This window comes from Amycolatopsis sacchari (assembly GCF_900114035.1).
GTDB classification, from domain to species: Bacteria; Actinomycetota; Actinomycetes; order Mycobacteriales; family Pseudonocardiaceae; genus Amycolatopsis_E; species Amycolatopsis_E sacchari.
Map to the genome: position 1 here is coordinate 14,205 of NZ_FORP01000026.1, position 22,898 is coordinate 37,102.

The 22,898-nt window shown below is 72.4% G+C and carries 22 protein-coding genes; 13 read left to right on the forward strand and 9 right to left on the reverse strand.

Annotated features, from left to right (window positions below; translation table 11 throughout):
- Positions 1–19 precede the first annotated feature (19 nt).
- Positions 20–1,375 carry a serine hydrolase domain-containing protein gene (locus tag BMZ92_RS30375; protein WP_091514775.1) on the forward strand — a complete coding sequence of 452 codons (1,356 nt, stop codon included), beginning with the start codon at positions 20–22 and terminating at the stop codon, positions 1,373–1,375.
- A 52-nt stretch (positions 1,376–1,427) separates the two neighbouring features.
- On the forward strand, positions 1,428–2,552 hold the full coding sequence (serC, locus tag BMZ92_RS30380) for a phosphoserine transaminase (protein WP_091514608.1): 1,125 nt from the start codon (positions 1,428–1,430) through the stop codon (positions 2,550–2,552).
- On the opposite strand, the gene BMZ92_RS30385 is transcribed toward serC, so the two are convergent.
- Positions 2,460–3,554, reverse strand: a complete 1,095-nt coding sequence (locus BMZ92_RS30385) for a glycosyltransferase 87 family protein (protein ID WP_245783344.1) — start codon at positions 3,552–3,554, stop codon at positions 2,460–2,462. The genes serC and BMZ92_RS30385 overlap by 93 nt on opposite strands.
- Before the next feature lie 186 nt (positions 3,555–3,740).
- On the opposite strand from BMZ92_RS30385, the gene sepH reads away from it, so the two are divergent.
- Positions 3,741–4,532, forward strand: a complete 792-nt coding sequence (sepH, locus tag BMZ92_RS30390) for a septation protein SepH (RefSeq protein WP_091514609.1) — start codon at positions 3,741–3,743, stop codon at positions 4,530–4,532.
- Between the two features lie 781 nt (positions 4,533–5,313).
- On the opposite strand, the gene BMZ92_RS30395 is transcribed toward sepH, so the two are convergent.
- Positions 5,314–5,934 (reverse strand): DUF2537 domain-containing protein, encoded by a 621-nt coding sequence (locus tag BMZ92_RS30395; RefSeq protein WP_091514611.1) that lies wholly within the window; start codon positions 5,932–5,934, stop codon positions 5,314–5,316.
- Positions 5,935–5,974: 40 nt separating this feature from the next.
- Complete coding sequence (locus BMZ92_RS30400) at positions 5,975–6,778, reverse strand: TrmH family RNA methyltransferase (RefSeq protein ID WP_091514614.1); 804 nt, start codon at positions 6,776–6,778, stop codon at positions 5,975–5,977.
- 206 nt (positions 6,779–6,984) lie between these two features.
- Here BMZ92_RS30400 and BMZ92_RS30405 point away from each other — a divergent pair, with 206 nt between their 5' ends.
- The 8 genes from BMZ92_RS30405 (at position 6,985) to BMZ92_RS30440 (ending at position 14,090) form a co-directional block, all read left to right on the forward strand.
- On the forward strand, positions 6,985–8,484 hold the full coding sequence (locus BMZ92_RS30405; protein WP_091514615.1) for a glutamate-cysteine ligase family protein: 1,500 nt from the start codon (positions 6,985–6,987) through the stop codon (positions 8,482–8,484).
- A gap of 44 nt (positions 8,485–8,528) precedes the next feature.
- Complete coding sequence (locus BMZ92_RS30410; RefSeq protein WP_091514618.1) at positions 8,529–9,194, forward strand: biliverdin-producing heme oxygenase; 666 nt, start codon at positions 8,529–8,531, stop codon at positions 9,192–9,194.
- Positions 9,195–9,356: 162 nt separating this feature from the next.
- Entirely contained in the window at positions 9,357–9,977 is a 621-nt protein-coding gene (locus BMZ92_RS30415) for a superoxide dismutase (protein ID WP_091514621.1), read from the forward strand.
- A 95-nt stretch (positions 9,978–10,072) separates the two neighbouring features.
- Entirely contained in the window at positions 10,073–10,864 is a 792-nt protein-coding gene (locus tag BMZ92_RS30420; RefSeq protein ID WP_091514624.1) for an arylamine N-acetyltransferase family protein, read from the forward strand.
- Positions 10,865–11,017: 153 nt separating this feature from the next.
- A complete protein-coding gene (locus tag BMZ92_RS30425; RefSeq protein WP_091514629.1) occupies positions 11,018–11,971 on the forward strand; it encodes a hypothetical protein in 954 nt (317 codons plus the stop codon).
- The gene (locus BMZ92_RS30430; protein WP_091514631.1) at positions 11,968–12,471 is read left to right on the forward strand and encodes a putative immunity protein; all 504 of its coding nucleotides are present in this window, start codon (positions 11,968–11,970) and stop codon (positions 12,469–12,471) included. Before BMZ92_RS30425 ends, BMZ92_RS30430 begins: the two co-directional genes overlap by 4 nt.
- A 78-nt stretch (positions 12,472–12,549) precedes the next feature.
- Positions 12,550–12,957 (forward strand): YciI family protein, encoded by a 408-nt coding sequence (locus tag BMZ92_RS30435; protein ID WP_091514779.1) that lies wholly within the window; start codon positions 12,550–12,552, stop codon positions 12,955–12,957.
- A complete protein-coding gene (locus tag BMZ92_RS30440; RefSeq protein ID WP_091514635.1) occupies positions 12,954–14,090 on the forward strand; it encodes an RNA polymerase sigma factor in 1,137 nt (378 codons plus the stop codon). Before BMZ92_RS30435 ends, BMZ92_RS30440 begins: the two co-directional genes overlap by 4 nt.
- Here BMZ92_RS30440 and BMZ92_RS30445 read toward each other — a convergent pair.
- Positions 14,071–14,436 carry a MerR family transcriptional regulator gene (locus tag BMZ92_RS30445; RefSeq protein WP_091514638.1) on the reverse strand — a complete coding sequence of 122 codons (366 nt, stop codon included), beginning with the start codon at positions 14,434–14,436 and terminating at the stop codon, positions 14,071–14,073. The genes BMZ92_RS30440 and BMZ92_RS30445 overlap by 20 nt on opposite strands.
- Positions 14,437–14,487: 51 nt before the next feature.
- Here BMZ92_RS30445 and BMZ92_RS30450 point away from each other — a divergent pair, with 51 nt between their 5' ends.
- Positions 14,488–15,276 (forward strand): alpha/beta fold hydrolase, encoded by a 789-nt coding sequence (locus BMZ92_RS30450; protein WP_091514640.1) that lies wholly within the window; start codon positions 14,488–14,490, stop codon positions 15,274–15,276.
- Here BMZ92_RS30450 and BMZ92_RS30455 read toward each other — a convergent pair.
- The 3 genes from BMZ92_RS30455 to BMZ92_RS30465 form a co-directional block, all read right to left on the reverse strand.
- A complete protein-coding gene (locus BMZ92_RS30455) occupies positions 15,273–16,526 on the reverse strand; it encodes an MFS transporter (RefSeq protein WP_091514643.1) in 1,254 nt (417 codons plus the stop codon). The two genes, BMZ92_RS30450 and BMZ92_RS30455, sit on opposite strands and share 4 nt — an antisense overlap.
- 107 nt (positions 16,527–16,633) lie before the next feature.
- A complete protein-coding gene (locus BMZ92_RS30460) occupies positions 16,634–17,056 on the reverse strand; it encodes a MarR family winged helix-turn-helix transcriptional regulator (protein ID WP_091514645.1) in 423 nt (140 codons plus the stop codon).
- A 43-nt stretch (positions 17,057–17,099) separates the two neighbouring features.
- On the reverse strand, positions 17,100–18,557 hold the full coding sequence (locus BMZ92_RS30465) for an NCS2 family permease (RefSeq protein ID WP_091514647.1): 1,458 nt from the start codon (positions 18,555–18,557) through the stop codon (positions 17,100–17,102).
- Positions 18,558–18,607: 50 nt separating this feature from the next.
- Here BMZ92_RS30465 and BMZ92_RS30470 point away from each other — a divergent pair, with 50 nt between their 5' ends.
- On the forward strand, positions 18,608–18,889 hold the full coding sequence (locus BMZ92_RS30470) for a DUF2530 domain-containing protein (protein ID WP_245783345.1): 282 nt from the start codon (positions 18,608–18,610) through the stop codon (positions 18,887–18,889).
- A gap of 296 nt (positions 18,890–19,185) precedes the next feature.
- Here the strand turns inward: BMZ92_RS30470 and BMZ92_RS30475 are convergent, their stop codons facing one another.
- Both BMZ92_RS30475 and BMZ92_RS30480 read right to left on the reverse strand, forming a co-directional pair.
- Positions 19,186–22,095, reverse strand: a complete 2,910-nt coding sequence (locus BMZ92_RS30475; protein WP_245783346.1) for a sacsin N-terminal ATP-binding-like domain-containing protein — start codon at positions 22,093–22,095, stop codon at positions 19,186–19,188.
- Positions 22,085–22,852 carry a DUF3027 domain-containing protein gene (locus BMZ92_RS30480; RefSeq protein ID WP_091514652.1) on the reverse strand — a complete coding sequence of 256 codons (768 nt, stop codon included), beginning with the start codon at positions 22,850–22,852 and terminating at the stop codon, positions 22,085–22,087. The genes BMZ92_RS30475 and BMZ92_RS30480 overlap by 11 nt, the downstream gene beginning before the upstream one ends.
- Between the last annotated feature and the right edge of the window lie 46 nt (positions 22,853–22,898).

Consider the following 22,898-nt stretch of genomic DNA (forward strand, 5'->3'; position numbering starts at 1 on the left):
CCACGGGCAGAATGGCCCCATGCTGCCCTCGACCGAAGCTGCCCTGCTCCGCCGGATCGCCACTGAACAGGCCGCCGCGCGGGTGCCGTCCCTGGTCGCCGCCGTCGTGCGGGACGGGGAGCTGCTGTGGTCCGGCGCGCGCGGGTTCGTCGACGGCGCCGCACCGGACGACGACACGCAGTACCGGCTCGGCTCGATCACGAAGACGTTCGTCGCGGTGCTGGTCATGCGGCTGCGTGACGAGGGCAGGCTCGACCTCAACGACCCGCTCGACAAGCACGTGCCGGGCACCGGCTTCGGCTCCACCACGGTCGGGCAGCTGCTGTCCCACACCGGCGGGCTCACGTCGGAGTCCCCCGGCTCGTGGTGGGAGCGCAGCCCCGGCGGTGACTGGGCGGCGCTGCAGGCGAGCCTCGCGCGGGACGCGCTCAAGAACCGGCCGGGCAGCCGCTTCCACTACTCGAACGTGGGCTACGGCGTGCTCGGCGAGCTCGTGGCCCGCCACCGCGGCAAGAGCTGGCTCGACGCGGTGCGCGAGGAGATACTGGCGCCGCTCGGCCTGTCCCGCACCACGCCCCACCCCGAGGGCAGGCACGCGACGGGTTACGCGGTGCACCCGTTCGCCGACCTGGTGCTGCCCGAGCCCAGCCCGGACGCCGGCGCGATGGCGCCCGCCGGGCAGCTGTGGTCCACCGTCCGCGACCTCGCCCGCTGGACCTCCTTCATCGGCGGGGACACCGCGGACGTGCTGAACCCGGACACGATGGCGGAGATGCGCGCGGTCGCGGCCGTCGAGGACGGCGACAGCTGGACCAGCGGTTACGGCCTCGGCCTGCAGCTCGTCCGGCACCACGGCCGCCGCCTGGCCGGGCACACCGGCTCGATGCCGGGCTTCCTCGCCTGCTCGCTCGTCGACGAGAAGACCGGCACCGGCGCGCTCATGCTGGCGAACACGACGTCCGGCCCGGCACTGCTGGCCACGACGATCGACCTGCTGACCACGGCCGACGAGCAGGAGCCGAAGCTGCCGGCCGAGTGGCAGCCGTCCGAGGTGGACCGGTCGCTGCTCGACCTCACCGGCCTGTGGCACTGGGGCCCGACGCCGTTCCACCTGCGCCTGCTGCCCGGCGGCCTGTTCGACCTGTCGCCCGCCCGCGGCGGGGGCCGTGCCTCCCGGTTCCGCCCGCTCGGGCCGGACGAGTGGCTCGGCCTCGACGGCTACTACGCCGGGGAGACCCTGCGCGTGGGCCGCGCCGCCGACGGCACGCCGTCGTACCTGGACCTGGCGACGTTCATCTTCACCCGCACCCCCTACGACCCGGCCGCGCCGGTCCCCGGCGGGGTGGACGCCGAAGGCTGGCGTCCCGCCCACTGAGATCCGCGCCACCTCCGTCAACCGGCGGAAACGCACCTGCGACACTGGGCGCATGAGCGCTGAGCTGACGATTCCCGCTGATCTCAAGCCGTCCGACGGGCGCTTCGGCTGCGGGCCCTCGAAGGTCCGGACGGAGCAGCTCGCCAACCTCGCCTCCGAGGGGGCGAAGTACCTGGGCACCTCCCACCGGCAGAAGCCGGTCAAGTCCCTGGTCGGGCGGGTGCGCGCGGGGTTGTCCGAGCTGTTCTCCCTGCCCGAGGGCTACGAGGTCGTGCTCGGCAACGGCGGCACGACGGCGTTCTGGGACGCCGCCGCGTTCGGGCTCGTGCGTGAGCGCGCCCAGCACTTCACCTACGGCGAGTTCTCCTCGAAGTTCGCCACCGTGACCAAGGGCGCCCCGTTCCTGGCCGACTCGATCGTGGTCAAGTCGGAGCCGGGCAGCGCGCCGGAAATCGCGTACGAGCAGGGCGCGGACCTCGTCGGCTGGGCGCACAACGAGACGTCGACGGGGGTCGCGGTGCCGGTGCGGCGCCCCGCGGGCAGCGAGGGCGCGCTCGTCGCGATCGACGCCACGTCGGGCGCGGGCGGTCTGCCCGTCAAGGCCGAGGACTTCGACGTCTACTACTTCGCCCCGCAGAAGTCCTTCGCCTCCGACGGCGGGCTGTGGTTGGCGCTGATGTCGCCCGCGGCGATCGAGCGCGTCGGCGAGATCGGCGGCGGTGACCGCTGGATCCCCGAGTTCCTGTCGCTGACCACGGCGCTGGACAACAGCCGCAAGGACCAGACGTACAACACCCCGGCCGTGGCGACGTTGTTCCTGCTCGCCGACCAGATCGAGTGGATGCTGTCCAACGGCGGCCTGGACTGGGCGGTGTCGCGCACGAAGGACTCCTCGACGCGCCTGTACGAGTGGGCCGAGAAGACCAGCTACACGGTGCCGTTCGTGAAGGACCCGGCGCTGCGCTCGCAGGTCGTCGGCACGATCGACTTCGTCGACGAGGTGGACGCCGCCGAGGTCGCGAAGACGTTGCGCGCCAACGGGATCGTGGACGTGGAGCCGTACCGCAAGCTGGGCCGCAACCAGCTACGCGTCGGCATGTTCCCCGCGATCGAGCCGGACGACGTCTCCGCGCTGACGGCGTGCATCGAGTACGTCGTGGAGCGCCAGGGCAAGTAGGAGCCCGGCGAGGACGTAGCTTTCCCGCAGCGGCCAGAACGAGAAGTCCCAGACGGGGCTGACGACGAAGACGATGGTGAGCGGCACCGCCGCCCACCATCGTCTTTTCGCGTACAGCAGGGCGATCGCCGGTGCGACCCACACCCAGTGGTGCGTCCAGGAAACCGGCGAGACCAGCAGCGCACCCACGGCGCACACCAGCAGCGCCGGGACCTCGTCGCGCGCCCGCCGGATCGCGTACGCCGTCGCGGCGAGCACCAGCACCGCGGCGAGCAGCCACCAGCCCTGCCCGAGGTCGAGCCGGGCGAGCAGGCCGCGCAGCGACTGGTTGCCGATGTAGCCGGGGTCGCCGATGCGGTCGCCCTGGAAAACCAGGCTGGTCCAGTACTCCTCCGACGCGTCGGGCGCGATCAGCCACGTCAGCACCGCGCATCCGGCGAAAGTGCCCAGCGCCCTTGCCGACGCCCGGAAATCCCGGCGTACGAAGAAGAACAGGACGAACGCCAGTGGCGTGAGCTTCACGGCCGCGGCGAGCCCGACGAGGTACCCGCGTCGCCGGAACGCCAGCACGTCGACCGCGACCAGCAGCATCAACAGGATGTTCACCTGCCCGAAGCCGAGCGTCGCGCGCACGGGTTCGCTGAACAACGCGACGGCTTGCGCGACGAGGACCAGCGGCCCGAACCGGCCGAGGCACAACGCGAGCACCGCGCCGAGCGCGACGACCGACACCACGGTCAACGCGATCAGCGCCACCTGGGGCGGCACGGTCAGCAGTGGCGCGAACACCAGCGCGGCGAACGGCGGGTACGTGAACGGCAGCCGCGTCCCGTCGCGGGTCGGCGGCAGCACCCCGTACGGGTCGCCGTGCGTGAAGAAAGCCTGTGCGCCCAACCGGTACACGTCGAGGTCGAGCCCGTCGAGCCGCTTCCACAGCAGCACGATCGCGATCAGCACGAGCTCCGCGGCACACAGGACCGCGAGCGTTTTCCGCCCCAGCACCGCGCAATCCTCCCCGAGAATCCCCTGTTCGTGACGGCGGGGGCAGGCGTGTCCCGCTGACGGGGCGCCGGGACCTGCGAGAAGATCAACGATTGGGTAACGAGGATTCGGCGCGCCTTACCCGTCAAGCCGACGCGCCGTCTTACCGTTAACACCCACAACGGTGAAGTCCGGAGGAGGCGGCTGATGCGAGCGCTGAGGGTTGTCGGGTTGCACGAGGACGGCAAGTCCATCGTGTGCGAAGACCCGGCGCGCCGCGAGCGGTTCCTCCTGCCGGCGGACGAACGGCTGCGGGCCGCCGCGCGGGGCGACATCACCCGGCTCGGGCAGCTCGAGGTCGAGATGGAGAACCAGATGCGACCACGCGAGATCCAGGCGCGCATCCGCGCGGGCGAGTCGGTGCGGCAGGTCGCGGAGTCGGCCGGTGTCCCGGAGGCGCGGGTCGAACGGTTCGCCTACCCGGTGTTGCTGGAGCGCTCGCGGATGGCGGAGCTGGCGCAGAGCGCGCACCCGGTGCGTGAGGACGGGCCGGACGTGCGGACGTTGGGCGAGGTCGTGGCTTACGCGTTCGGCGTGCGGGGGCAGGACTACGGCCACGCGGAGTGGGACGCCTGGAAGGGCGACGACGGCCGGTGGGTGGTCGCGCTGCGCTGGCAGACGGGCCGTTCGGACATGGCGGCACACTGGTCGTTCTCGCCGGGCGCGCACGGCGGCACGATCGCCGCGCTGGACGAGCACGCCGAGGACCTGCTCGACCCGCACCGCACGCCGCGCACGCTGCGCGCGGTCGAGCCAGAGCCGCTGGTGGAGCAGTCGCCTGAGCCCGAGGCGGCGCCCGAAGCGGAGCCGGAGCAGCAGGCGCTGATCGAGTCCCCGGAGGGCGAAGCGCCGAAGCCCAAGCCGAAGGCGCGCAAGAACCACCCCGCAGTCCCGGCCTGGGAGGACGTGCTGCTGGGGGTGCGCTCCCAGCGGGGGTAGCGGCGGCCACGGTGGGGTGAGGGTGGTGGCTGCGGGGCGCTCGGCAGGGCTGACCGCGGGCGGCCTGCGCAGCGGGCGGCCTGCGCAGCGCTCGCTGCCGTGCGGGCGGCCCGCGCAGCGGGCTGGCTGCTGTCCGGCGCGCACCTGCCGGGGCAGCCCGCGCCCAGCGGCTGGCTGCGGTTCGGCGCGCACCCACTGGGGCAGCTCCGTGGGCTCGCCACTCAGGGCCACTCGGGCCCTCCGCCACGGCTCTCTCCAGCTCCTGCCACCTCGCGGTGGCCCGACAGCCCGCCACCACGGCGGCCGCCGCCACGGGCCACCGCAACCCGCCGCCACCGGCCCTCTTCAGCTCCTTTGCGCCCGCCGCCTCGGGCCCCGGCAGCCCGCCACGTCGCGCTCCAAGTCGCCGCGGCCGACCCCGCCAGCTCCTGCCACCTCGCGGTGGCCCGACAGCCCGCCACCAAGGCGCCCGCCGGTGGGGCCACCACAACCAGCCGCCACCGGCCGTCTTCAGCTCCTTGCGCCCCACCTCGGGACCACCCAAGGCCACCGGCTCAGCCTGCCCCGCTACCTCGCGCTGCCCCGATTGCTCGCCGCCCCGGCGCCCCGCCTCGGGGCACCCCTGCCCGCCGCCACCTGCCCGCCGCCACCGGCCCGCCAGCTCCTGCCCCGCCTCGGGCGCCCCAGACCACCGCCCGCTCCCGTCACTGCCACCTCGCGGCCGCCCGGTAGCCGCCACCACAGCGCCCACCCCCAGCCCCCAGCGCCCCCACCGCACCCCTCACAACGCCACGGTCAGCACCCCGAACCACGCCAGCACGCAGCCCGCCGCCGCGCCGAGGGCCAGCCAGCGCACGATCGGCAACCGTCGGGCCAGCCACAGCGACGGGGCGAGGCCCGCGGTCACGATCACCGCCGCCAGCACCACCACCCAGCCCGCCGTCTCCTCGGCCAGCGCGGACGCCAGCGCCACCATCGCGGTGATCACGACGGCCGCGACGAAACCCGCCACCACCAGGCCCGTCCCCCACGGCGTCGGCTCGTTCCCGATCTCCACACCGCCGAACAGCCGCTGCCCCAGCGACGGGCGGGCCGGGTCGGCCGGGCTCGGCGGGACCGCGACCTCCTCGTCGGTCACCGGGTCGACGTAGTGCACCGTCGTGCCCATCACCGTCGCCACGCGGGCGGCCAGCTGCCGCCCCCGATGCGACACCACCGGGGCCGCCTCGCTCGGCTCCCCGGCGTCCTGCGCGCGCCGGACGGCCGCGGCGACGCGTGCCCACTCGTGCAGCGCGTCCGCCAGTTCCGCACCGAGTGCGAGGCTGTGCGGATCGACTTCCCGCGTGTACGCCTCGCCGTGCCCCTTGAGCACGGCCCGCTCCCCGCGGATGCGCAACTCCACGCGTGTGCCTCCCCGTCCTGCGCCTGTGACCGCCCGCAATCTACCGCCCGGCCAGCTCGTAGAAGGCGACCGCGGCGGCCGTGGCGACGTTGAGCGAGTCCACCCCCTCGGCCATCGGGATCCGCACCGCGACATCGGCCGCCGCGAGCGCCTCCGCCGTCAGCCCCGGACCCTCCGACCCCAGCAACAACGCCACCTTGCCCGCGTCCTCCGCCAGCTCCCGCAACGTGATCGAGTCCGCCCGCGGGGTCAGCGCCGCGACGCGGAAACCGTTTTCCCGCAACCACGTCAGGCCCGCCGGCCACGGTTCGAGCGGGGCGAACGGCACGCGGAGGACGTTCCCCATCGAAACACGCACACTGCGCCGGTACAGCGGATCGGAACAACCCGGGCCGAGCAGCACCCCGCCGACGCCCAGCGCCGCCGCGTTGCGGAACAACGCGCCGAGGTTCTCGTGATCACCGACGCCTTCCAGCACGGCCACGACCCGTGAGCGCGCCACGACGTCCTCGGCGCGCGGCCGTGGCGCCCGGTCGGCCACCGCGAGCACCCCGCGGTTGAGGTGGAACCCGACGATCAACGCCATCACCTCGGCGGACGTGGTGTACGCGGGCACGTCCACCCCGGCCAGGTCCGGCGCCAGCTCCTCCACCCGCCTCGGCACGCCTAAAACCGCGCGGACGGGGTAATCGGACGCGAGCAGGCGGCGGACGACGACGGTCCCCTCGGCGATCACCAGGCCACGGCCGCCAGGACGGTCGGGCCGCCGGTCGGCGGTGGACAGGTCGCGGAAGTCGTCGACACGGGGGTCGTTGACCTTGTCGATGGAGATGCGTTGCGCCACAGGGACGAGTTTGGCGGTGGGGGAATTGCTCCGAACGAGCTGGGTACCGCTACGACGAACGGGTCACGAAGCGGTGCCCGGGAGGCAAAGTCCGCCACAGTACCAATTTGGCCGATAGCCGGGGACGCGATGCTGTGCGACTGTTGTCCGCCGGGCAACACCGCCAAGACCGCGCGATGGTCCCGGACGAACGAAGCAGGGAAGGCATGGGCCAGGATCTTTCGGCTGACGGCTTCAACCCACGCGACCGGGCCCGGTACCGCCGGAAGGTCCAGCGGTGTCTGGACACCCTCGGCAGGATGCTCGGTGACGGCGGGTTCTCGTTCCCCCGAAGACACATCGGCCTCGAGGTGGAGCTGAACCTCGTCGACGAGGAGATGCGCCCGTCGATGAGCAACCAGGAAGTGCTGGAGGCGCTGGACAACCCGTCGTTCACGACCGAACTCTCCCAGCACAATATAGAGCTGAACGTGCCACCGCGGCCGCTCGCGGGGAACTCCGCGATCGAAATGGAACGCGACCTCCGCGGTTACCTCCGCGAGGCGGACGACCGGGCCCGGCGTTCGGGGGCGCGCCTGGCGGCGATCGGCATCCTGCCCACGCTCACCGCGGAGCACTTCGACCAGAAGTGGATCACCAACAGCGCGCGGTACACGATGCTCAACGACCAGATCTTCGCCGCGCGCGGCGAGCAGGTGACGCTGTCGCTGGACGGCCCGGGCCTGCCGGGGCACGAACCGGAGCGGCTGCGCACGCATTCCGAGTCGATCCTGCCGGAGGCGGCGTGCACGTCGCTGCAGCTGCACCTGCAGGTCGCGCCGGAGGAGTTCGCCGCGCACTGGAACGCCGCGCAGTGCCTCGCGGGCGTGCAGGTGGCGGTGGGCGCGAACTCGCCGTTCCTGCTGGGCAAGGCGCTGTGGCACGAGACGCGCATCCCGCTGTTCCTCCAGGCGACCGACACCCGCCCGGAGGAGCTGAAGAACCAGGGCGTGCGGCCGCGGGTGTGGTTCGGCGAGCGGTGGATCACGTCGATCTTCGACCTGTTCGAGGAGAACGTCCGGTACTTCCCCGGCCTGCTGCCGGAGACCGACGAAGAGGACCCGGTCGACGCGCTGGACTCCGGCCAGGCGCCCAAGCTCGCGGAACTGCGGTTGCACAACGGGACCGTGTGGCGCTGGAACCGCCCGGTGTACGACGTGGTGGACGGCAAACCGCACCTGCGCGTGGAGAACCGCGTCCTGCCCGCCGGGCCCACCGTGGTGGACATGATGGCGAACGCGGCGTTCTTCTACGGCGCCCAGCGCGCGCTGGCCGAGGCCGAACGTCCTCTTTGGACACGGATGTCGTTCCAGGCCGCCGAGGAGAACCTGTACGCGGGTGCCCGCAACGGGTTCGAAGCGCAGCTGTACTGGCCGGGCATCGGCTGGGTACCACCCGACGAGCTGACCCTGCGCGTGCTGCTGCCGCTGGCCTACGACGGGCTGCGCACGGCGGACGTCGCGGAGGCCTCGATCGAGCGGTACCTCGGGATCATCGAGCAGCGTTGTCTCGCCAAGCGCAACGGAGCGTGGTGGCAGCGGCGGATGGTGGAGCTGGCCCAGCAGCACGGCGCGGACCGCGAGAGCGCGCTGGCGACGATGCTGGAGCGCTACCTGGAGCTGGCCGCGACGGACGAGCCGGTGCACACCTGGCCGGTCGAGCTGTGAACTTAGGCTAGCCTAAATAGCCTGGCTCACTTACGCTCGATCACATGGCGGCTCCCCTCACAGCGGAACAGCTCCCGTTCTCGGCGCTACTGCGCGAGTCCACCCGGGACGTCCACGAGCGCGCGCACCACTCCGCGTTCATGAGCACGCTCTTCGACGGCGGGCTCACGCTGGACGGCTACGCCAGGCTCGTCACGCAGTACTACTTCATCTACCAGGCGATCGAAGAGGCCGCCGACGCGCAGCGGGACCACCCCGTGGCGGCGCCGTTCGTCGTGGACGAGTTGCGCCGCGTGCCCGCGCTCGAAGCCGACCTGGCCTTCTTCCTCGGCGAGGACTGGGCGGACCGCATCGAACCGGTGCCCGCCACGGAGGACTACGTCCGCCGCATCCGGACCGTCGCCTTCGACTGGCCAGGCGGCTACGTCGCGCACCACTACACGCGCTACCTCGGCGACCTCGCCGGCGGGCAGGCCGTCCGCGCCCTGCTCAAGCACACCTACGGCGTCGAAGGCCCCGGCGCGCTGTTCTACGCCTTCGACATCGGCAACGTGCCCGCGTTCCGCAAGCGCTACCGCGCCTGCCTGGACGACGCGCCGTGGGACGAGGCCGAGCGGCGCCGGATCGTCACGGAGACGCTGACCGCGTTCGAGTGCAACATCGCCGTCTTCGCCGACCTCGCGGGCGAGCTCGACGCGTTCCGCGCGTGATCACCGGCACACCCGGTTGACCTCCAGCAAGCTGGAGCTTGCAGGCTGGGCAGCACAGGGGTTCCCGGGTGCTGGACGGCCAAGATCCCGGTTAGCCCCCCGATACGGTTGCTACTAGGTTTGGTAGCGCAGGGATTGTGCGCACACGAAGAAGGAGGGCTGATGGCCCGGTACGAGCTTCCGGATCTGGACTACGACTACGGCGCACTCGCGCCGCACATCTCGGCTCAGATCAACGAGCTGCACCACAGCAAGCACCACGCCACCTACGTCAAGGGCGCGAACGACACCCTGGACAAGCTCGCCGAGGCGCGCGACAAGGGTGACTTCGGGTCCATCGTCGGGCTGGAGACCACGCTGGCCTTCAACCTGGCGGGGCACGCGAACCACGTCGTGTGGTGGAAGATCCTCTCGCCGGAGGGTGGCGACAAGCCGACCGGTGAGCTGGCGCAGGCCATCGACGACGCGTTCGGCTCCTGGGACAAGTTCCAGGCGCAGTTCACCGCCGTGGCCACCACGATCCAGGGCAACGGCTGGGCCGCGCTGTCGTGGGACCCGATCGGCAAGACGCTGATCACCCAGCAGCTGCGCGACCACCACAACAACCTGATCCTGCCGACGATCCCGATCCTGCTGGTGGACGTGTGGGAGCACGCGTTCTACCTGGACTACAAGAACGTCAAGGCGGACTACGTCAAGGCGCTCTGGAACGTCTACAACTGGGCCGAGATCAGCAAGCGGTTCGACAACGCCGTCTCGGGCGGCAACGGCCTGCTCCTCTGAGCGGGGTAGCGCGACCGGGGTCCTTCCACAGCGGAAGGGCCCCGTTCTCGTTTTCCGGTTGACCTCGACCGTGGTGGAGGTGCGACGGTAGCGGCATGGACGTCGACGCCTACCTCGCCCGCATCGGTGCACAGCGGCCTGCCGCCCCCACCGCGGCGGCACTGGCCGAGTTGCACGAGCGCCACGCCACGTCGGTGCCGTTCGAGAACCTCAGCGTGCACCGGTACGAGCCGATCGTGCTGGCGGAGGACGCGCTCGTCGACAAGATCGTCCGGCAGCGGCGCGGCGGGTTCTGCTACGAGCTCAACGGCGCCTTCGCCGCGCTCCTGCGGGAGCTGGGTTTCACGGTCTCGCTGCTCGCGGCACGCGTGTACCGCGGGGAGGGCCGCTTCGGCTCGCCGTTCGACCACCTGGCACTGCGGGTGGACCTGGAGGAGCCGTGGCTGGCGGACGTCGGGTTCGGCCGCTTCGCGCGGCGGCCGCTGCGGATGACGGCGTGCGAGGCGCAGCCGGACGCCGAGGGCGAGTTCCTGGTGCTCGACGCGCCGGACGGGGACCTGGACGTGCGGTACAACGGCGAGCCGGTGTACCGGCTGGAGCGGCGGCCGCGGCTGCTGGCCGATTTCGGGCCGACCTGCTGGTGGCAGGCGACCTCCCCGGACTCGCACTTCACGCAGCAGCTCCTGTGCACCCTGCCGACGCCCGGCGGCCGGGTCACGCTGGCCGGGGACAAGCTGATCGAGCACGTCGACGGGAAGCGCGTCGAGCGGGTGCTGGCCGGGCGGGAGATCGTGGACGCGTACCGGGAGTACTTCGGCATCGACGTGAACGAGGCCCCGTCGCCAGGAGTGTTCCCGGCGGCGGGGCCTCGCCCGTTCCCGAACTGACTGCCGCTCCCACCACGAAGCGGACGCGTCTGAGGTTAGCCTAACCTCAGCAGTCTTCGCAAGACCGGGTTCCGGTGCGGACCGTGATCACCCGATCGCGTAGCCGTGCCTCCGTTGATCACCACGCTCCGCGCCCGCTGTAGCCTCCCGGGCGTGAAGACGTCAGCCGTCGTGGGAATCGTGGTGGCCGTGCTGTGCTCGTTCGCCTCGGTGGCGACCGCGGCGGGGTACCTGTGGACCCGGGCGGACGTCGAGCAGCCCCTGCCGGCGCGCGCGTTGCCCGCGCAGTGGCCGGGCAAGGACGGGCAGGCGCTGCGCACCGTGCCGCTGCCGACCGGGGAACTGGTGACGGCGCTGCCCGCCCAGACCGGCGGGCAGGTGCTGTGCCAGACGCTCGACCAGGAACGCTGGGAGGCGCTGCTCGGCGGCAAGGCGCTGCGCGAGGTGCGCGACGGGGCCTGCCACGTCCTCACGACGACGAGCGAGGTGCTGCTCGCGCTCGACGAGCAGGGGGCGGTGCTCCGCGATCCGGCCTCGGTCGACGTCGCCGGGCACCCCGGCGAGCTGGAGTACCTGCCGCCGAAGGTCAACGCGCGGCTCGACGTCCGGCTCGTCGACGCGCCGGCCAGCGCCCAGGTGCACCCGTTCCTGCGGGTCGAGGTGTCGGGCACCGGCGCGGTCGACACGCTGACCGAGTCGATCGCGCGGGAGGTCGTGTCGGCGGCGATGACGCCCGGGCCCGCACTGCCCGCCCGCGCCGCGGACGGCTCGATCCCCCTGCAGCGCCCCGCTCCCGTGGCGATCGTGGACGCGCCGTGGCCGGTGATCTCGTGGCAGCTGTGCGCCGAGCTGAGCCGGGCACTGGGCGGCACCGGCAGGCCGCGGTTCGACGGCCGCTGCACGGTGCGCGGCGTCGAGGCGGTCTACACGGACAAGGTCACCCCGCGCGTCTTCCCCGAGCAGATCGCCGGGCGGCCCGCGGTGGTCACCGGCAACACCGTGGCGATCAAGCTCACCGACGACAGCGCGCAGGAGCTGACGATCACCGGCGCACGGGACCCGCGCGGGCTCGCCGAAGCCGTGCTGCCCCGGCTGCTGGGCCGTTGATCGTCCTGGAGCCGCAGGACCTGCGTGCCGTCACCAGCTACGCGGCGGCCTGCGCGCAGGAGGTCCTGCCGCTCTTCGAGGCCGAGCACCCCACCGACACCCGCCCGCGCGAGGCGATCGACACCGCGTGGGAGTTCGCCCGGGGCGGCGAGCGCGGCAAGGCGCTGCGGGACACGGCGTGGGCGGCGCTCAAGGCGGCCAAGGAAGCGGCGACCCCGGCCGCGAGCGACGCGGCACGAGCCGCGATGTTCGCCGCCTCCGCCGCGTACCTGCACCCGCTGGCCGACACCAACCAGGTGAAACACATCCTCGGCGCGGCCGCCCACGCGGCGCGAGCGGCCGGTGATGCCCCGGAGCACCTCGAACGGGCGCTGCGGCTCGCGACGCCCGCGGTCGTCGACGTGCTCCGCCGCTACCCGCCCGCGCCGCCCGGCGGCGGCCGCACCGGTGAGCTGCTCCGGACCCTCGACGAGGAGCTCCGGAAAAACTTCCGCGCCTGATGTCGAGATCCCGTGTTCGGCTCCGTCCCCGTGCTGAAAGCGACCACAATGGGCCGCACCGGCACCGAGGAGAACACGATGGCGAAGTACCTGCTACTAAAGCACTACCGCGGCGCTCCCACCCCCGAGAACGACGTCCCGATGGACCAGTGGACGCCGGAGGAGATCTCGGCGCACGTCCAGTACATGCGTGATTTCGCGGCCAAGCTGGAGGGCACCGGCGAGTTCGTGGACGCGCAGGCGCTGGTTCCCGACGGCGTGTTCGTCCGGTACGACGGTGAGGGGCGGCCGCCGGTGACCGACGGCCCGTTCCCCGAGACCAAGGACCTGATCGCGGGCTGGATGGTGATCGACGTCGACAGCTACGAGCGCGCCGTCGAGCTGGCCGGGGAGCTGTCGGCCGCGCCGGGGAAGGACGGGAAGCCGATCCACGAATGGCTGGAGCTGCGCCCGTTCCTGACCGAGCCGCCCACGGTGACCGAGTGAACGAGTCTTCGCTGCGGGAGCTCGTGCCCGCGGTGCTCGGCATCCTCGTCCGCCGCGGAGCCGATTTCGCGGCGGCCGAGGACGCCGTGCAGGAAGCGCTGATCGAGGCGCTGCGCGTATGGCCGGCCGACCCGCCGCGGGACGCGAAGGGCTGGCTGGTCACGGTCGCGTGGCGCAAGTTCCTCGACGCCACCCGCGCGGACGCCGCCCGCCGCCGCCGGGAGGACGTCGTCGAGGACGAAGCGCCGACGGTGTCCACAGTGGACGACACGCTGCAGCTGTACTTCCTGTGCGCCCACCCGTCGCTGACCCCGGCGTCCGCGGTCGCACTCACGCTGCGCGCCGTCGGCGGGCTGACGACCCGCCAGATCGCCCAGGCCTACCTGGTGCCCGAAGCGACGATGGCCCAGCGCATCAGCCGGGCCAAGCGCACCGTCTCGGGTGTGCGGTTCGACCAGCCCGGCGACGTCGGGACCGTGCTGCGGGTGCTCTACCTCGTCTTCAACGAGGGCTACTCCGGTGACGTCGACCTCGCCGCCGAGGCCATCCGGCTGACCCGCCAGCTCGCGACCGTCGTCGATCACCCCGAGGTGGCGGGGCTGCTCGCCCTCATGCTGCTGCACCACGCGCGGCGGGCCACCCGGATCGCGCCCGACGGGAGCCTGGTGCCGCTCGCCGAGCAGGACCGGAGCCGCTGGGACACCCGGCTGATCGCCGAGGGCGTCGGGATCCTGCAGGCGGCGCTGGCGCGTGACCAGCTGGGCGAGTTCCAGGCGCAGGCCGCGATCGCCGCGCTGCACGCCGACGCCCCCACCGCGGAGGAGACCGACTGGGTGCAGATCGTCGAGTGGTACGACGAGCTCGTGCGCCTGACCGACAGCCCCGTCGTCCGGCTCAACCGCGCGGTCGCCCTCGGCGAGGCGGACGGGCCCCGCGCCGGGCTGGCCGCGCTCGCCGAGCTGGACGGTTCGCTGCCCCGCCACACCGCCGCCGCGGCCTACCTCCACGAACGCGACGGCGACCTGGCGAAGGCCGCGAAGCTGTACGCCGAGGCCGCGGCTAAGGCAACCAACCTCGCCGAGCGCGACCACCTCACCCGTCAGGCCGCGCGGCTCAACGCGCGGCTCCGGTAACGGGTTCCGCGCCCAGCAACGCAGTCACGGCGCTGCGGCGGCTGTCCAGCGCCTTCAGCTCGGCTTCGATGCGGTCCAGTGTGCCGCGCATCGCCGCGACGACGCTGGGGCACAGCTCGATGTGCGGACGGCTGCCCTTGGCGCACGGCAGCAGCTGCGCCACCGTGCGCGAGTTGAACCCGGCGTCCAGCAGAGCCCGGATCTGCGCCACCCGGACGACCGCGTCCTCGCCGTACTCGCGGTAGCCGTTGCCCGTGCGGTCCGGCCGCAGGAGCCCCTGCTCCTCGTAGTACCGCAGCGCCCTCGTGGTCGTGCCCGCCCGCCGGGCCAGTTCACCGATCCGCACACCCACCTCCGCCTTGACCTTGACGCCGACGTCAACGCTTACCTTCGCGCCATGATTTCCGCACTGCTGAAGGACATCGACGTCGTCGACGAAGGCACCGGTCCGGTCGTCGCGCTCGCCCACGGCGCGGGCGGGGGCGTCCGGGAGAACTTCGGCCCGCTCATCTCCGCGGCCGGGGACCTCCGGTTCGTCGGGCCCTACTACCCCGGCGCGGGCAAGACACCACTGGCGACCGAGCCGTTGTCACTCGAACGCCTGGCCGACACGGTCGTCGCGGCGGCACTGGAAACGGGGGCCGAACGGTTCCCCGTCGCCGGGCTGTCCCTGGGCGCGGCTGTCGCCGTGACCGCGGCCGTCCGGCACCCCTCGCACGTCAGCGGCCTGGTGCTGACCGTCGGCGTCGCGCGGCACGACGCGCAGTTGCGTGCCTACGCGACGGTCTGGCGGCGGCTGGCCGAGCGCGAGGACTTCGACGCCCTCGCCGAGTTGATGCTGCACGCGGCCGGCTCACCGGCGGCGCTGGCGGCGCTCTCGCCCGCCGACCACGCCGAGGCGGTCCGGCAGATCCGCCAGGGCTACCCGGCGGGCGGCGCGGCGCACGCCGAACTGGCCGCCCGGACCGACGTCACCCCGCTGCTCGGCGCGATCGACGTGCCGACGCTCGTCGTCGTCGGCGGGCAGGACCGGATCGTCCTGCCCGACACGGCCCGGCTGTTCGCGACGGGGATCCGCGGCGCCGAGCTGGTCGAGTACCCCGGCGCCGGGCACATCTTCAGCCCGCCGGAGGCCGCCCGCTGGGCTTCGGACGTACTCCCGTTCCTGCGCCGGGTGGTGGCTTAAGCCGCTTTCCGGGACAGCACGCGGAGCCCGGCCAGCCGGTAGCCCTTCGCGAGGCCGCCGCGGCGGGCCAGCACCGCGGCGCACGCCACGGCGGCCAGCGCGGAGACCACCCCGCCGATGTAGAACGGCGACCGGCCGCCGAAGGTGTCGGCCATCCAGCCCACCATCGGCCCGCCGACCGGGTTGCCGCCGATCAGCACGAGCACGTAGATGCCCATCACGCGGCCACGCATCTCGGGGCTGACCGCCGTCTGCACGAGCGAGTTGGCCGTGTTGAGGAACGTGATCGTCGCGAAACCCAGCGGGATCAACGCGATCCCGAACGCGAGGTAGCTCGGCATGAACGCCGCCGCGAACTCGACCGCGCCGAGCGCGAACGCGGAGATCAGCAGCAGCCGCACCCGCGGCCCGCCCTTGGTCATCCGCCGCGCCGCCATCAGCGAGCCGGTGAACGTGCCGACCGCGAGCAGCGTCGACAGCAGGCCGTAACCGTCCGCCTCGGTGCCGAACACGTTGCCCGCCACGATCGCCAGCGACGTGAAGAACGTGATGCCGAACGTGCTCACGAAGAACACCAGCACCATCACGGTCATCAGGTCCGCGCGGCCGCGCACGTAGGTGAGCCCTTCACGCAGCTGCCCCTTCGCCCGCTCGACGACCGGGCCGCGGAACAGCTTGTCCGGGTCCATCAGCGCGAGACCGGTGATCACGGCGAGGGTGCTGGCGGCGTTGGCGAGGAACATCCAGCCCGTGCCGACCCACGTGATCGCGAACCCCGCGATGGCGGGGCCGACGATGCGCGCCATGTTGAACACCGACGAGTTCAGCGCGACGGCGTTCGGGATCTGCTTGCGCCCCACCATCTCCGCGACGAACGACTGCCGCGCGGGCACGTCGAGCGCGCTGAAGATGCCGAGCACGAAGCACAGCAGGTACACCTGCCACAGCGCCACCAGGCCGGTGACGTTCAGCAGCCCCAGCACCAGGGCCTGCACGCCGATCCCGCTCTGGATCAGGATGCACAGCTTCCGCTTGTCCACCCGGTCGGCCAGCACGCCGGCCCACAGCGACAGCAGCACGGTCGGCGTGAACTGCAGCGCCACCGCGATGCCCAGCGCGATCGGGTTGTTGCCGGACAGCTCGAACACGAGCCAGTCCTGCGCGATGCGCTGCATCCAGGTGCCGATGTTCGAGACGACCTGCCCGGAGAAGAAGAGCCGGTAGTTCCGCACCCGCAGCGAGGCGAACATGCCCGGCTTCGGCTTCGGCGGCTCGGCGGCCGGTGGAGGAGCCTGACCCCGGGTAGCTGTCGTCGTCGGATGAGTCTTCGCCTGGCTACCCGTGTCTGGTCGCACCGTTACTCGTTCCCCGCCATTCTGTCGATGAGCTCGGCGGCGCGGGCGAGCACTTCCCGCTCGTCGCCGCTCAGTTCTGCCAGCTTGCGGTCCAGCCACGCCTCGCGCACGGAGATCATCTCCTCGACGAACGCCGTGCCACTGGACGTGAGCGCGACGATCGACTGCCGCCCGTCCGTCGGGTGCGCGCTGCGCTCGACGTAGCCCATGTCCTCGAGCGCGGCGATGACGCGCGTCATCGACGGCGGCTGCACGCCCTCCTTCGCGGCCAGCTTGCCGGGCGTCAGCGCCCCGCATTTGTGCAAAGTGGACAGCGCGGCGAGCTGCGTCAGCGAGACGTTCTGGTCGGTCCGCTGTGCCCGGAGCTTGCGGTTCAGCCGCACGACGGCGAGCCGGAGGCGGCTCGCCAGCTGGGGCTCACGCATTTCGGGCACATAGTTAGCATACCTTACGATCGGCGGTGCGTGCTCACCGCAGCGCGGCCTGGATCGGCCCGACGGCGAAGTACGCGACGAACGCCACAGCGATGGCCCACATCAGCGGGTGGATCCGCCGGGCCTTCCCGGTCACGGCCTGGATCACGACGTAGCTGATGAACCCGGCGCCGATGCCGTTGGCGATCGAGTAGGTGAACGGCATGACCACGATCGTGAGGAACGCCGGGAGCGCGATCGAGAAGTCCGTGAAGTCGATGTCGCGGACCTGCGCGATGAGCAGCGCCCCGACCACGACGAGCGCGGGCGCGGCGGCCTCGACCGGCACCGACTGGTACAGCGGGGTGAGGAACATCGCGGCGAGGAAGAGCACGCCGGTGACGATGTTGGCCAGCCCGGTGCGGGCGCCTTCGGCGATGCCCGAGGCCGACTCGACGAACACGGTGTTGGAGCTGGCGGAGCCGAGCCCGCCGGCGGCGCCCGCGAGCCCCTCGACGAACAGCGCGCGCCCGACGCGGGGCAGCTGCCCGTCGGGGCCGAGCTGCCCGGCTTCCTTGGCGAGGCCGGTCATGGTGCCCATGGCGTCGAAGAAGTCGGCCAGCACCAGGGTGAACACGAGCAGGATGACGGTGATGATCGGCAGCCGGGTCCAGGCACCGAAGGAGACGTCTCCGACGAGCGACAGGTCGGGCAGGCTGAGGACCTTGTCCGGCAGTGCGGGGTAGCCGAGGTTCCAGCCCTTGGGGTTGGTGCCGTTCGACGGGCCGGCGTGCACGATCGCTTCGACGACGATCGCCAGCACGGTCGTGGCGAGCACGCCGATCAGGATCCCGCCGCGGACGCGCTTGGCGACGAGCGTGCCGGTGATCAGCAGGCCGACGACGAACACCGCGGTCGGCCAGGAGGCGATGGAGCCGCTGATGCCGAGGCCGACGGGGACGGTGGTGTTGGCGGCGTCCGGGAGCCGTCGCACGAACCCGGCGTCGACGAGGCCGATGAAGCAGATGAACAGCCCGATGCCCGCGGCGATGGCGGATTTCAGCGCGGCCGGGACCGCGTTGAACACGGCCGTGCGGAAGCCGGTGAGCACGAGGACGACGATGATGACGCCCTCGATCACGACCAGCCCCATCGCCTCGGGCCAGGTGACCTGCGGGGCGATGGTGACGGCGACGAGGCTGTTGATGCCGAGGCCGGTCGCGATGGCGAAGGGGTACTGGGCGACGAGGCCCATCAGGATCGTCATGACCCCGGCGACGAGCGCGGTGACCGCCGCGACCTCGGGGACGGGCAGGATGCCGCCGAGCACGTCGCGGTGGGCGCCGGCGTCGGAGGGCGAGAAGCTGCCGATGATCAGGGGGTTGAGCACGACGATGTACGCCATGGTCACGAAGGTGACCAGCCCGCCCCGGATTTCCCTGCCGGTCGTCGAGCCGCGCTCGCTGATCTTGAAGAAGCGGTCGAGGGCCGACCGGCTGCCCAGCTGGGTCATGCTTCCGCCTTCGTGGAGGTCATCGGGAACTGGCCGGTAGCCTTCCAGGCGTGACCGACAACGGTGGGGATGGTAAAGGCTCGCTGCGCCCGGTGCCCGAGTTGCCTCGGCAACTGACGGCGATGTTCCCCCTCGTGACCGTCGGGACCGTGCTCTGGTTGGGTGGTTTTGTCGCTTTCGCCGTGCACGACTGGGGTGGGGGACGGCCCGCGTCGGTGTGGCTGTGGACGTGCGGGGCGGGGGTTGTGATCAGTCTCATCGGGATGGGCATCATGACCTGGCAGAGAACCGCCGCAAGGCGCGGTTCGAGGGCGGCCCAGACGGGGCTTTGAGGTTCGGGTCTGGTGGGGCCTGTGGGGTTTGTGGGGCTGCTGGGGCTTGCGGGCACAGTCCGCTGAGACTTGCGGGCTCAAGCCGCTGCCATCACCCGCACTGCTTCGCCGACGTCAGCAGCCACCCGCGACCGCCGCATCCACCGCACGAGCCGCCGCCAGCAGCCATCCGGCTCAGGTCAGCAGATCCGCCACCTGCGTCGACCTCGCGCGTTGCCGACCGCAGCCACCCAGCTCACCTCAGCAGCTCGGCCGCCTACATCGGCCTCGTGCGCCGCCTCCACCAGCCATCCGGCTCAGGTCAGCAGGGTCAGCGGATCCGGCTCCTCCAGCAGCGCCGCGATGAGATGCCGGTCCTCCCAGCGACCGGCCGCCCAGGCGAAGGCCCGCGCCAGGCCCTCGGGGGTGTCGGCCGCGTGATGTTCCCCGTGAAACCGGCCACTATCGACCCACCACGGCGCGTCGTGCTTGACTCCGGCCACCTCGACCGTCAACTCCTCGTGCACCACGACCCCGCCGTCGGGGAACGGGATGTCCAGCAGCTCCGCGACCAGGCGGATCGCCGTGAGTTCGGACCACGGGACGTACTCGCCCTCGGGCAGGCTCGCCGACACCAGCTCGCTCAGCACCGGCACGTCCAGCACCTCCGCCAGCCGCTCCGCCAGGCCAGGCAACCCCTCCCCGCCTGAGGCGTGCTCCGCCGGACCTCCCGGAGCCAGATCCGCGTCACCCGCGAACGGCACCGCCGAACGTCGGGCCCCCAGCCCAGCCGGACCTCCGCCCGCCAGCTGCCTCGCCGAGCGCTCCTCCGCCGCCAGCCCCTCCGCTGCCGACCCCGCGAGAGCCACCCCCGGCCGACCCGCCCCCACGCGCCGCACCGACCCCACCTCCGGCACCGCGACCAAACGCCCCGCCGGCCACACCGCCGCCAGCCAGGGCCGGTCCAGCACCGCCGCCTGCTCCGCCGCCACGACCGAACCGTCGACCGTCCGCACGCGCTCCGGCGGGTCCAGCTCCTGCCACTCCAGCCCGGCCGCCGCCACCGCCCGGTACGCCCGCCCCACGAGCCCGGGCGCGATCACCCGCTCCGGATCGCCCAGGCGGTCCAGCACGTCGGCGGCGTCCTCGAGGTCCGCGACCACCAGCTCCGCCCGCACACCGGCCAGCGCGAGCACCTCCGGCCGCACCCCGACGTCCGGCACCGGGTCGTACAACCCCGCCAGCCCGTCCGCGTCCGGCAGCCGCCACTCCGCCGGCGCCCGCCCCGCCAGCACCGCGTTCCGCGCCAGCCACTCGCCCGACGGGCCCGCCAGCGCGTGCCACGTCTCCCGCTCCGCCGCCAGCAACCGCAGCGCCGCGGGCCACGCGTCGTCCGCGACGAGGTCCAGGTCCCGGATCCCGTCCTCGGCCACGACGAACCCGTCCACCACACCGACCGCCACAAGCGCCTCACGAGGCCATCGTGCCGCGAAATCCTCGTCCAGCAAGGAAAACGGACCGTCCTCTGTGAACACTTCGGGGTCGAAGACGTCCAGCAGCGGCGAAGTGGGCAACAACAGCTCGTCCGCCCGCCGCCACCCGTCCTCGCCCGGCAGCGCCAGCGCGCCCAGCCCCTCGGCCGAGGTGTCGGAAACCAGGCGCAACACGGCATCCGCGAGCGGCCGAGTGTCCAAACCAGACAGTGCATCTTCGACACTGCGCTCGACAGCCTCACGCAGCGCGGGCGCTTCCAGCAGATCCGCGGACTCGGCCTGCTTCGCCCCCAGCCGCTCCAGCAGCGGGTGCGCCGCCTCCGGGTGCACCAGCCGCAACCCGACGACCTCGGCCTCCGCGAGCAGGTCCAGCAACTCCTCCGAACCGCCGAACAGGAAAGCACCCCGCGGCCCGGGCAGCGTCCGCCCGTCGGCGAGCGGAACCGGCAACGCGCCGAGCTCGTCGGCCTGCACGGAATGCGCTTCCAGCAACGGGAGCAGCGCGTCGTACAGCGAGCGCCACCATGACGGCGGCCGCTCCAGCCCGGTCAGGACCTCGACGACCTCGGCCACCCCGAGCGGATCGGCGCCGACTGCCGACAGCACCCGCGCCACCTCGGGTCCGGACAGCGAAACCAGCCGCGGCACGACCTCCCCGAGCAGGTCGACGAGCTCCGGCGACTCGACGTCCAGCACGCGCGCCCCGGAGCCCGGCAGTTCTTCCTCGCGCCCCGGCAACCACGGCTGCGCCGACAACTGCCGCACCACCGCGTCCCGCAGTTCGGCGTCCACTTCGGACAACGGGAAACCGGGCCGTGGCACCATCTCCGAGCGCCGCTCAGGCGGCAGCTGCCGTACCAGCGCCGGGTACGACTCGGCGAACACCGCCAACTCGGTGCCGGGCAGCACGCGCCGCCGCGAAGGCTCCAACGGCACGTGTGCGATCAACCGCGCCGGCAGAGACATCCGCTCGTCGGTCGGCGTCGGGGCGTGCAGCACGTCAGCCGTCAGCGGCCCGTCGACCGGCACCGCCCACAGCCCGCCCGGCGCCTCCTGCGTCAGCCACCGGCGCCCGGAAACCTCGACAACACCGTCCACTTCGGACCGATCCCATACGCGGTCCGCGACCTCGACACGCGCCAGCCAGGGCAGCACCAGCAGCAGGTCCTCGACCTCGTCCGCCAGCCGCGCCAGCAACTCGGAGACGTCCACACCCTTGCGCAGCGGCAGGCGGACCTCCGTGTCGAAACCTTCGGGCACCTGCTCCTCGACCGGCCACGGCAACCGCAGCACCGGCACGTCGTCGCGCCCCACGGCCTCCCGGGTGCGTGCCTCGGAAAACGCCACCCCGCCCGTCCGCGAGATCACCCGCGGCTCGGAGGTCACCGCGAGCACGGCGGCGAACCCGACGCCGAACTGCCCGACCATGCCCTCCTTCGCCGACGCCCGCAGCGACGACAGCGAAGCCACCCCACGGGCGTCCAGTGGCGCACCGGTGTTGGCGACCCGCAACTCACCGTCCACAACGGACACCCGCAGCGTCCCGGGCGTCCCGGCGGCGAGCGCGGCGTCGGCGGCGTTCTGGGCCAGCTCGACGAACAGCCGGTCCCGGTAGGCGCCGACCCGCAGATCGCGCTCGGCGTTGGTGTCCTCGGTCAGGCGAGTGGGCGAATCCGCCCAGGCCCGCAGCACCGCGGCACGCAGGGCCTCGGTGCCGAACGGGTCACTGCTCACGCAGCGGTTCCATGTCCAGCAGCGAGTCGTCGTAGACCAGCTCCGCGACCGGCACCGACGACGTCGTCTCCACCTCGATCTCGGAATGCGCCCCGCAGCCGTACTCGACGTTCACGACGTGCCCGTCGGCAGGCGCGATCTCGTTGCCGCACACCCCGAACGCGGCCCGCAGCGAACCGGCCAGCGGCAGGTAGAAGCCGCAGGTCCCGCACGAAGCGGGCGCGCTGCGCGCCATGTCCGAACGCGGCCCGAACTCGCCGGACCGCCACCGCGAGGCCGCCTCCAGCCGCCCGTAGCGGGACAGCACCCGCACCCGGCCGAGGCCGGCCTCGTGCGCGACCTCCTCGACCGCCGGGTCGTCCGACTGGAGGTAGCCCGGCACCAGCCGGGGGTCCTCCGCGTCGGTCGGGAAGATGTCGCCGACGCCGAGGTCGCCGGGGCGCACGCGGCGCTCCCACGGCACCCACTTCGGCGCGACGAGCGCGTCCGGCCCCGGGGTCAGCACGACCTCGCTGACGGTCACCGGCAGGTCCGGGCCCGCCGTCGCGACCGTCACCGACCAGTGCCAGCCGCGGTAGCCGGGCACCGCCGCCTCGAAGAGGTGGCTCGCCGACACCGCGTCCTCGAAGTGGACGCCGGTGTGCGCGCCGACCTGCTCCGGCCCGGCCTCCTCGACCGCTGCCTCGCGAGCGAGGTCGACGGCGTCGGTGAGGGCCCGCTGGACGGAACCGTCGTCCAAGGTGAGCAGGAGCGTCATGACGCCATTGTGCAGCGGCGGATTTACCGGCGTCATGTCAGGGTAA